This window comes from Pseudoalteromonas sp. R3, assembly GCF_004014715.1.
In the GTDB taxonomy this organism is placed as follows: domain Bacteria; phylum Pseudomonadota; class Gammaproteobacteria; order Enterobacterales; family Alteromonadaceae; genus Pseudoalteromonas.
This window is the reverse complement of record NZ_CP034834.1, coordinates 563,710-574,347: the sequence shown is the minus strand read 5'-3', so window position 1 is coordinate 574,347 and position 10,638 is coordinate 563,710. Positions and strand designations below refer to the sequence as shown.

Annotated in this window: 7 protein-coding genes; all 7 read right to left on the bottom strand. The window is 42.6% G+C overall.

The features are described 5' to 3' along the window. Positions 1–399 precede the first annotated feature (399 nt). A complete protein-coding gene (locus ELR70_RS02065; protein ID WP_054016579.1) occupies positions 400–1,170 on the bottom strand; it encodes a DUF2974 domain-containing protein in 771 nt (256 codons plus the stop codon). Positions 1,171–1,893: 723 nt separating this feature from the next. Then, the gene (gene asd, locus ELR70_RS02060; protein WP_054016580.1) at positions 1,894–3,006 is read right to left on the bottom strand and encodes an aspartate-semialdehyde dehydrogenase; all 1,113 of its coding nucleotides are present in this window, start codon (positions 3,004–3,006) and stop codon (positions 1,894–1,896) included. Positions 3,007–3,653: 647 nt separating this feature from the next. Next, positions 3,654–6,386: a TonB-dependent receptor plug domain-containing protein gene (locus ELR70_RS02055; protein ID WP_054016581.1), complete on the bottom strand. Its 2,733-nt coding sequence runs from the start codon at positions 6,384–6,386 to the stop codon at positions 3,654–3,656. Positions 6,387–6,464: 78 nt separating this feature from the next. Beyond that, on the bottom strand, positions 6,465–8,102 hold the full coding sequence (locus ELR70_RS02050) for a hypothetical protein (RefSeq protein WP_054016582.1): 1,638 nt from the start codon (positions 8,100–8,102) through the stop codon (positions 6,465–6,467). Between the two features lie 166 nt (positions 8,103–8,268). Then, entirely contained in the window at positions 8,269–9,573 is a 1,305-nt protein-coding gene (locus tag ELR70_RS02045; RefSeq protein ID WP_054016583.1) for a CDC27 family protein, read from the bottom strand. Between the two features lie 17 nt (positions 9,574–9,590). Continuing rightward, complete coding sequence (locus ELR70_RS02040) at positions 9,591–10,196, bottom strand: energy transducer TonB (protein ID WP_054016584.1); 606 nt, start codon at positions 10,194–10,196, stop codon at positions 9,591–9,593. An 11-nt stretch (positions 10,197–10,207) separates the two neighbouring features. Continuing rightward, positions 10,208–10,618 carry a biopolymer transporter ExbD gene (locus tag ELR70_RS02035; RefSeq protein ID WP_010381303.1) on the bottom strand — a complete coding sequence of 137 codons (411 nt, stop codon included), beginning with the start codon at positions 10,616–10,618 and terminating at the stop codon, positions 10,208–10,210. Positions 10,619–10,638: the final 20 nt, after the last annotated feature.

The window sequence follows — 10,638 nt, the reverse complement described above, 5'->3', positions numbered from 1 at the left end:
TACGACAGCTTTGTGTAACTTACATCAATGAGATTATATTGTATACAGTATAACTTAACATTTTGCATAATTGTTATTTTGGTGAAGCAGGGCGGGCACGGCTGGAAGTAGGTTAATGAATTGTTTTTAGTGCTAATATGGAGGGGGCGCGTTAGCAGTTTGGGTTACATCAAAGCCAATCATCAGCGGGGGATTGTCGTTTTGACCATTTATTGTGTATGAATATCTTTTCCTTCATTCATATGCTCGATGGCTTGAGAAGTTGAGAATTAATCGAGGCTCTTTATGCCATAAAATAAACATGCTCCATAGAGCCTTTCAGCGGTCAATGGGTATGGAGCATAAAGCCTCCCAATTTAACTCCCAGAACAATCCTTCATAACCTCATGTCAGACTGTATCAGTTTAATAAGTATTCTGGTAATTCAATATTATTGGAATTTAGAGATTCAATAGCCATTGCCGATTGAGAGGCCGCTATTTTTGTAAGGCAAACTGCCAGTTTGGACTGCTCGTGTTGAGATAATGGCCCACCGCTCGAACAACCCAATGATGTATACGTTTGCGTGGCTTCAGGTGCAGGGGCTCGAAATAATTTTAGAATTTCACCATTTTCTACGATCGAAACACGCTTATTTTCATAAACTTGTTCTCCAAAACGAAACCGTGGCGATGTATTAAAGACATAGGTGTCAACATGTTCTCTTTTCAGAGATATTTCTAAGGCAATAGCGCCACCCAGTGAGTGTCCAGTAACTATAAATTTAGTGCCTTCAGGATACTGACTTTTTTGCTGATCGAATAGCTCAAGGGCAGATTCGTTTTGCCATCCCAAGAAATTTCCATACCACCAATCGGTTATATCTTCTGTACCCCGAAAAACTAAAATCACGGTATTTGTATCAGTATCTTCATAGATAGAGTACGCAAAACCAATTGCATCATTGTCACTGTGCTCAACAGCGGAATACTTAGTTGGTAGGCTAAATTGGAAATCATCCTGGTATACGTTGTGCGACATTTGTGCAAAAACGAACGCTTCTTGAGCCGTATTCCTAATTTGCTCACACCACCCAGAAGGATGGTCACAGTCAACCAGCGTGACGTTTTTAGAAGTAGTAGTACAACCAAACAGAATGGCTAAAGTAACGACTATCACCAGTATTTTCATTAGAAGTTCCTTCTATTATTGCAAAGATAAATCTCTAAAAATGCCTGCATTGCTAACAATAAGTAGTTAAGCCTATGGCTTACGGTAAATCAATAATTTAATTTTTATCCACGGGGCTTATGTGATTCAGGCGAATGCTAAATAAAAAAATAGCGGCTATCTAAACCAACAACAAGGCTAGCCTTCATAAAGACCGATACTGGTTAGTATCGGTCTTTAGTGTTGAGCAGATATCCCTTAGTTTGAGATCTGACGAAAGTGTCTGTCATCCTGGAACGTCGAGTGAAGATCTTGTTCATAATTTTCAGAGAACAGAGTGAGAATAAGCTAAGCCTAAATGCCGCATTCACTCATGATAAATAACATCGACAGACGGTTATTATTTTTTGCTTTTGCTGAATAGGGAACAATTCAACTAATAATTCCCGCGTTGCCTAGTATCCCCAGTTAAGCATGTCTCAAGCTAGTAATACAAGATAGGTAGGGCCATGGAGAAGCTAATTTTAGAAAATACATTATTTAACATAATACAAATTATAGGATATACGATATATGTAACAACTACTCGTTTCGGGTTCAGCAAATTAGCTGGTTTGCTCCATATTGCTATATGCGACATATATCATGCCCAAATTGCCAATCAATTTTCTGCTTAAAATTAATAAAAGATAAAAGCATCAAGCAAGGCTTAGTGCTTTTATCTGAACGTATCGTGTTTGAGCTTTATTGCTCTACAATAATCCGCAGCATACGACGTAAAGGTTCAGCAGCTCCCCATAGTAACTGATCACCTACAGTAAATGCGCTAATATATTCTGGACCCATGGTAAGTTTGCGTATTCTTCCCACTGGGATATTCAGCGTACCGGTCACTTTTACGGGTGTCAGCTCTTGCTCGGTTACTTTTCTTTCATTGGGAATGACCGTAACCCATTCGTTGTGCGCTTCTAAAATCTCTTCTATTTTTTCAATCGCAATGTCTTCTCTAAGCTTGATGGTTAAAGCCTGTGCGTGGCAGCGCATTGCACCGATACGTACACAGATCCCATCAACAGGGATAGGTTGTTTACTCGAACCCAGGATCTTATTTGCTTCGACCTGTGCCTTCCACTCTTCCTTACTCTGACCACTTTCCATAGGTACATCTATCCATGGGATCAAGCTACCGGCCAGAGGCACACCAAATTGATCTGTCGGCAAGCTTTGTGACTTGAGTTTTTCAGCTACAAGTTTATCAATTTCTAGTATTGCCGCACTGGGGTCAGTCAGTTGTGTTTTTACAGAACCATGTATTTCGCCCATCTGGGTGATCAGTTCTTTCATATTTCGGGCACCAGCTCCGGATGCTGCCTGATATGTCATCGGACTGACCCATTCAATCAGATCCTGTTCAAACAACCCACCCAGGGCCAGTAACATCAGCGACACAGTACAGTTACCACCAACAAAGGTCTTCACGCCCTGTTCAAGACCCTGCTCTATTACATCTCTGTTTACCGGATCCAGCACAATAATGCTATCCGACGACATTCGCAAAGCTGAGGCCGCATCAATCCAGTAGCCATTCCAGCCAGTTTCTTTCAATTTGCTGTACACTGCTTTTGTGTAATCGCCACCCTGACATGACAAAATTATGTCCATCCCAGAGAGACTGTCGAGGTCATATGCATCTAACAACGCCGTGGACTGAGACTTTACTTCTGGCCCCGGTTGACCGGCTTGGGATGTTGTAAAGAAATAAGGTTCAATATCAGAAAAGTCATTTTCTTCGTGCATACGTTGCATCAAAACAGAGCCGACCATTCCACGCCAACCAATTAGTCCTACTTTTTTCATGGTATTACCTTTTTTTGAATCATTGAGTATATTGCGTGAGAGGTATGTCTAGACGTCTAAAAATAGCAAAGATTGTGATAAGAAACTATACTTTTAGCGTCAAAATTGAACATTAATCATAAAAAACCCCGCGAAAGCGGGGTTTGGATACAACATGTAAAGGTTGTGTCCCACACTGTCGCGAAAGCAACAGTTTAGAACCAGGTTGTTGATAATTTGTACTCAGGTCAAACTATCATAAAAATGCAGTACTAAATTAGAACAAAGTATGGCTTAAGTTTAGCGAGTATTCAAGTAATTTTGATTACAACAAGCTGAAATTTAAGAAAATAATTTGTAACTTAAAACTGACTTAAGTCTCATTTACATTACACTGCCAAATAACTGTTCCTTGGATAGCGAAAGCCATACCTAATACAAAGACACCATTAACACGCAACTTTATCTTTCATACTGATTTTTGCTCCGGACAATTTGCAAAGAATGGCTATCAAAGAAAGTGAAATTGTGCACCTTAGATATGTGTCAAAGAGATGCAGATTTAGCAAGTGATTTCAAAGCGGACTATCAGATATTAGGGTAAATTGCCGTCCGAATTAAAAAAGCCTGACCGAAGGTCAGGCTTTTGTCACACAAACCGTGAATCTTTAGAATTCAACAGACACATCAAGGCTGATTTGCTGCGCATTCTCACGAGAACGGATAACCACATCGTTTTGCTGAACTTCAAAATCCTGACCGAGCAGGTTTTTTGCTTTTACAGTAATCGTTGTGTTAAACGTTGGATAATAGCTGTACACCAGGTCCAAAGAATTAATTGGCTGCTCGTAAGCGTCGTCAAACCCATTTACACCTGCCGCCAGGATGCGGTCACCAAATACGTTGTATATTAATGAACCCTGGTGGTTACCATTGTGCGAATCGTAGTTCAGCTGAAAGTTTGCCACGTATTTAGAGTGGCCACTCATCCGGCGCTTAATATTGGTTAAATCACCACGTGCACTTTCTAAAATTTCAACTTCAGAATCACTGACTGTCAGGTTACCAGACGTAAAGAATGCGCCACCTAGCATATCCGCAGACAACTCGACCAGCCATTCAGCTTCCAGGCCATATACATAGGCACTATCCGCATTTTCGAACTCAAGAGTGAATCGACCATCGCGTTCAGTAAGCTGAGCTTCAATTGGCTTATCGATATCCTTATAGAAAGCACCCACTGAGAAGTTGTCACCACCGTCGAAATAGAACTCGACTCGTGCGTCGAAGTTATCAAGATAGCTTGACTGTAACGTTGGATTACCCAAAGTTCTGTAATCAGTTAGCGGGTCTTGATACTGAACCGGTGTCAGCTCACGTAAGTCTGGACGAACTATGGTTTCACCCCAGCCAAAACGGACCTGATAGCCTTCCTGGCTGTATGTCATGGACAATGAGCCGAATGTTTCATCTTCCATTACAGTAGCGTCTTTAATCGCTTCTTCGCTTAACTGATCTTGCAATAATGCTGAGTCATAAGCTGAGCGAGAAAATGCCAGTGCGACTTGTCTGAAATCTTCGTATCTCAAACCACCTGAGAGTCGCCAGTCGTTTTTAAATACGTAGTCGAATGCACCAAAGTAAGCATCAATTTTTTGTGCAGCAAGATAATCATCTGCTGTTGGTTCTTGGAACAACAATTCTACATCAGTACTGTCTACTACTGCATCGTCTTTAAAGTAGCTGCCCATACCCAGTGCCTGACTGCTAGTGTCAGCAAGGCTGACCACTTCACTTGGGCCAAAGCGATATTTAAAGAAATCAGTACGATAGTCACGTGTTTTTTCTACGAAATAGCCGCCACCTTTGACTTCAAGCTCTGAATTATCGAAATAAAAGGCTTTTGATAAGTTCCACCCGTAGTTTTCAACTTTATCTTCCATGTCGACAAAGCGATACAAGAAGGGATCACCACCTAACGCCCCGCTGGTATAGGTTTCGACATATGCGCCACCCTCATAACGATCTCTTGCCGTAATTTCCAGCTCGCTCGGGATATTAGTTGTTGCCGTAGAATCCGTGTAATGCCAGTCAAAACCGAGGCCGTCCAGGTTCACGCTCTTAAGGAAATCATAATTTAAATTATGTGTACCGCGTAGCTGAACTATTTCCAGTTCGCGTTGTTCGAAAGAGGTCAAATGCTTACGCTGTACTTCACCGTCTTCTTTACTCAGAGACTTAGAAGGCTCCTGGTAAATGGACACTGACGCTTCATCTTCGGTGTCGCGAAGCTTCATAAAGCTTGCGGTCAGATCATGGTCATCGATTTTATAGCCAAGACTCAGTGAACTGTTTAACTTGACATTTTTCTTAGTAGACTCTTTGTCATCACGAGCGGAATAACAGGCTAATGGGCTTTCACCACAGTTAGAATCGGCATTGTCTACCGACGCCAGAACAGCAGTATAGCCTTTACTGTGTGACCATTCATGGTCGTACGCCAAAGACGCTAAAAAGCCAAACTGACCACCCAAACCGAATAGGTCATCAAAACGGTCGCCATAGACCAATTTACCGCCAACATCAGGGTCAAGGTCTTTCTCAACCATCCCAAAATCACGATGTAGTGCTTTGGCAATGTCTTTATTAAGCTCGATTGCCTGCTGCTGTGATACAGCTTCACCTCTGTCTTGAGCTTCTACAGCACGAATGTTTAAACGTGAGATATCCGATATGCCGTTTACATATTTGCTCAGGGCGTTAGTTACCGCAACCGGCATGGACCGCAAACCGTCATCTTCCCCTAACCAGTCATCATCGCTTCCATTGTAAACAAATCCTCTGCTGTTAGTGTCTTTATGAGCGACACCAACCTCTAACTTAAGGACGCGATCACTTGGAATACTTTTGGTACGGATATTTACGTCACCGCCACCAAACGCCGCTGGCATATTTGGTGAGTATGCTTTTTGTACAGCGAGTGATTCAATGATACTCGATGGAAAGATATCTAGCGGAATTACATTACGCGTTAAGTCAGGACTTGGAACCTGAGCGCCATTTAATCGTACACTTGAGTATCGCTCACCCAGACCACGCACATAGATAAACTTATCGTTTACCAGGCTCAGACCTGTTACACGGCGAAGTGCAGACGCAGCATCACTATCACCGGTACGTGAGATTTGCTCTGCACCCATGATATCAGCTACGAAAGCTTGATTTTTCCTTTCTTCAATTACTGCACTGGCACTACCTTTAAGGCGACTGCCTACCGCAACTACTTCTTCAATCTCTTGCGCTGTCTCTTCTGCTGAAACCGAATGTACAGCCAAAGGGGAAGTAAGAGAAAGCAAAGAAAGCGTGATCAAATTGGTTTTAAACTTTTTGATTGGTTTCATTTGTCGTTCCTCTAAACCAAAACCGGATTCACAAAGGGCGCATGAATGCGCCCTGTTAAAAGCTAGAAATGGATTAGATTACTTCGTGCGCTCTAAAGACATAGAAACGAATTTTGCCCAAGTAGTGTCTGTTTCACTTTCGCCGATTGCACCAATGTAGGTAACATCTTCGAAGAATGAGTTGTCTTCACTCAGCTTGCTGCTTTCGACTGCCACTGTGTTGCCATCTTTATCAAGAATTGAACCTTTAGTTGCAACACCGTTCTCGCCTAGCACGCTTGCGAAATCTTTAAAGCCGATTAGTTTATTGCCGCTGTCAGCCGCAGTGAACCAAGCTTCGATGTTGAAATCAGCCAGGTCACCAGTAAGGGTTTCTTTAACCGCTTCGAAGTTCAGGCCACATGCAAATACAGAGTTTTTGAACGCGATATCGCCAGCTTTTGCATTAGCATGAACACCCATCGGAGTAGACTTATCTTTTTCATTGTACAGGTCAAAACACCCAGCACCGGCTTCTGTACCCGCATTAACGAACAACATGTTATGAAGCTGAGCTTTACCCCACTCTTTCATTTCCATACCTGCGCCGTAACCACGAGGACCTTTCACACCATTACTAACAACGGTTGCGTTAGCGATAGTTGGGTAAGAAACGGTTGTTGCGCGATCCTGACCATCTGCAGTTGATGGGTCTTTTTTACCACCGTCAGTTTCAAAACCGTGGTTACCCTGAGTTAAGGTTTGTACCAGAATGAACTGACCGTTACCTTTCCAGCCTGTATCCCAGTCAATACCGTCATCTGCGGTTTCAGTAACGACAATATGTTTGATATTAACTGTACCGCCGAATAGCTCGATACCATCATCGTAACCATTATGGATGTGTACGTAGTCAACAGTCGTGCCTGAGCCGACAGCATTTAGGGTAATTGAGTTTAGTTCGTCACCTTCAACGCCGAAACCAGCATATTTAACGACAACGTGTTGCAGCACACCACTGCTGTCTTCATTGTTATTGCCGCCGTAGTAAGAAACAACGCCTTCTGCGTCTACGTTACACTGACCTTGCTCTGCCTCAGTTTTAGAACATTCAACAGTCTGAGCCATACCGTTTACCTGAATACCACCCCAGTCCTGCATCGCAGGCACAGTAGTGTCGTCACCGTCAACTTCATTAATTGATGTAAAGGTGATTGGCTTATCAACCTCACCGATGGCATTGATTTTCGCACCACGAGCAATACGAACAAAGTTCTGCGCTTTTGTGAAAGCGATGGTTGCACCGGCTTCGATTGTCAGAGTTGGTCCGTCAGTATTAACAGTCTCACCTTTAGAAGTATCAACGTCCTTACCGATGAAAAGAGCACCTTCGAAGATGTGCGCGCCGCCATTAGGAAGTGCGTTAATTAGGAATGAAGATGTAATGTCTTTTGCGTAGCTAGCAAATGCTTGAGTATAGACACAGTTTTTATTATCTGAATCTGGTTCACCTTTATATTCGGTGCCATCCATTGTATAACTAGCACAAGTGATTGCAGTAGGCGAATCTTTGTCGCCGTTATCAACTTTGTCACCCGTACCTGGTGATACGACATCCTGAGAGTTATCTACGCGATTGTCATTTGTAGTTGGTGTTATATTGACATCACCGCCACAGCCAGCAAGAACCAAAGCAGAAGTGATAAGGCTTACTTTAAATAACCCAGCAAGTTTCATTTTATATCTCCGAAAAAGTAATAGTTATAAGCGCAATAAAAAGCTTGGGTACAGAATAGATTCACCTCATTACGATAAGGTTACAGTTTTGGTAAATAAAGATGACATCTGACTTTTAAAAATAAAAAAACCGCCCGAAGGCGGCTTTGGTGTTGCGATTATAAAATCATAACAATGCTTGCTTTAATGTTTCAGCGTGAATTTTCTCTCGCTTTACGTACTTAATCCATTGCTTCGCAAGATTAGCCGATTTTTTGTGCTTTTCCGCCTGTTCAAACGCCAGTATAGAAGCGTCGAAGTTTTTGAGGTTATATTGAGCCATACCGAGTGCGACATACGCATTAGACTCGAACGTTAAAGCGCCTTTGTCCAATGCGGCCCTGGCAGCATCTGCGGCTTCATCAAACTTCTCCAGATTGATATAGACTTCGGCAATACGTTGCAGGTAATTACCATGCTCGACTTCTTTATCAGCCTTAGCGAAAAAGTCGATAGACTTATCTTCGTCTTTAGACTGGACATAAGCTTCTGCGATGAATGCATAGTTTTTTGCATTACCCTTAACCACTCCGCTTTTAATGCCTTCGTCTAGTGCAATAGCGGCCTTATAAGGTAAACCGTTAAAAAGATAAACCTGAGCTAGCTGGATTATATCGCTACGTTTTTTTATGAAACCACGCTGCTGAGCTGTTTCAAGAATAGCAAGTTGCTTTTTCTCAGCTCCAAGCTCTCCAAACATACCCGCTAGTTGAACCCAGTACTCTGGTTTATCAAACAGCTTTATCATTTTCTCAAGGACTTCTGCAACTTTTTCAGGCTGATTAAGTGAGTAGTATAAAGCCCTTTGCAAAACCAACCAGTTTTCTTTTGGAACTTTATTCTCACTTTCAGTTAGCGATATTGCCAAATTAATATTTTCTACAGCTTCCTGATATTTTTTATCCTGATAAAGTGCTTGCGCCTTCAATACATAATAATTACTTTTAACAGGCTGTGTATTTATCTTCTTCCAGCTATCCAGATATTCTACAGTTGCTTTATAATCACCATTAGCCATTGCAAGCTGCGCAAGACTAAATGTAGTAGATAATCGTAATGACTCCGGTATGGCCTCTTCAGCAACCACCTGCTCAAAAGAGGCAATGGCTTTGTCCAGCTGGTTTTCGTTGTAATAGATGAAACCATAAAAGTTATACATCATTGCCACTTCATAAGAGTTCATGCTGCCAGCGCGTTTTTTGATGGTATCAAGTACCTCGAGGCCGCCTTTAACATCCCCTTCATCGGCAAGCTTTTGCGCTCTCGCAAGCTGACTGTATACCTTTTCACGCAAAGCCGGCACTCGCTTAGTTTTAGTCTCAGCGTTTGCAACAGCAAGGTCAACGCCAGGCAAAATAGACAACAGACTTGGGGCTACCAGACCAGTACAACTCAATGCACTGACAAGTAGTAGCTTCTTAAACGTTTTCATAATCGCACCTTTTTACTCTAGCCGTTAATCTGAAATGAGATCTTGTTTTGAACACCAGCGACCTCAACGGCCTCACCATTCACAACTCTCGGCTTGTATTTGAACTTCAATGCTGCGTCCATTGCTGCCCGGTCAAAGATATTCTCTGGTTCGGCTTTCACTACAACCGGGTTTCTAACTGTGCCTTGCTTTGTTACGACAAACTCTACGATGACATACCCTTCGATTCCCCTTGAAAGAGCGCGTCTGGGATAGACAGGCGCCACTTTGACAATAGGCAAATATTCACCGTCACTGGATTCCAAAGCCAAACCACCAGCCAGATCAACGTCAGCTGCTACGTCTGCACTGAAGTTAAAATCGGCTCCAGCAGCATCCAGGTTGTTGCTTTGCATTTGAGGCGCATCCATTGGCGGAGGCGGCTCTTTGGGTGTAGGTGGTTTTTGTGGTTTGCGTTCTTTTTTCTCAACAGTTTCTTCTTTTTTCAGGCGGACAAAATCAAGCACGTTGCCCTTAACAGGCTCGTCCATCTTGCCTTCTCCACCTGTGATCAGTGCCTGCATACCAAGAAACAAGAAAAAAGTCACAATACCTGCAATAACGAGTGCTAGTAAGTAACGCATCTTTTCTATTCCTATGATTCCTGGGCCGCAATTGATACATCGAATGCGCCTGCAGCGCGAGAAGCATCCATTACCTTGATTAAGGTATCGGTTGTTGCTTTCTTATCCGCTTGTATAACCACGCTACCCTGTGGGTTTTCCGCTTTCAGACGCTCGATATTTGCCTGTACAGCGCGGATATCGACCTGACGTTTGTTAATCCAGATTTCACCTTTGTCTGATATGGCAACAAGTATATTCGCACGCTGCTTTTTAACAGCGGTCGCCGCTTCTGGACGGTTTACATCGATACCTGCTTCTTTGACGAATGATGCAGTTACGATGAAGAAAATAAGCATGATGAATACAACATCCAGCATGGGTGTCATGTTAATTTCTTCGGCTTCTTCTTCCTGAAAAACCTTTGCTAATGGAGCTCTCATTACGTTTCCTCAAATTCTTT

Coding starts and splice junctions, on each gene's coding strand:
- ELR70_RS02050 (WP_054016582.1), bottom strand. CDS start 8,102: ATGAAACTTGCTGGGTTATTTAAAGTAAGCCTTATCACTTCTGCTTTG.
- ELR70_RS02055 (WP_054016581.1), bottom strand. CDS start 6,386: ATGAAACCAATCAAAAAGTTTAAAACCAATTTGATCACGCTTTCTTTG.
- ELR70_RS02065 (WP_054016579.1), bottom strand. CDS start 1,170: ATGAAAATACTGGTGATAGTCGTTACTTTAGCCATTCTGTTTGGTTGT.
- asd (WP_054016580.1), bottom strand. CDS start 3,006: ATGAAAAAAGTAGGACTAATTGGTTGGCGTGGAATGGTCGGCTCTGTT.
- ELR70_RS02045 (WP_054016583.1), bottom strand. CDS start 9,573: ATGAAAACGTTTAAGAAGCTACTACTTGTCAGTGCATTGAGTTGTACT.
- ELR70_RS02035 (WP_010381303.1), bottom strand. CDS start 10,618: ATGAGAGCTCCATTAGCAAAGGTTTTTCAGGAAGAAGAAGCCGAAGAA.
- ELR70_RS02040 (WP_054016584.1), bottom strand. CDS start 10,196: ATGCGTTACTTACTAGCACTCGTTATTGCAGGTATTGTGACTTTTTTC.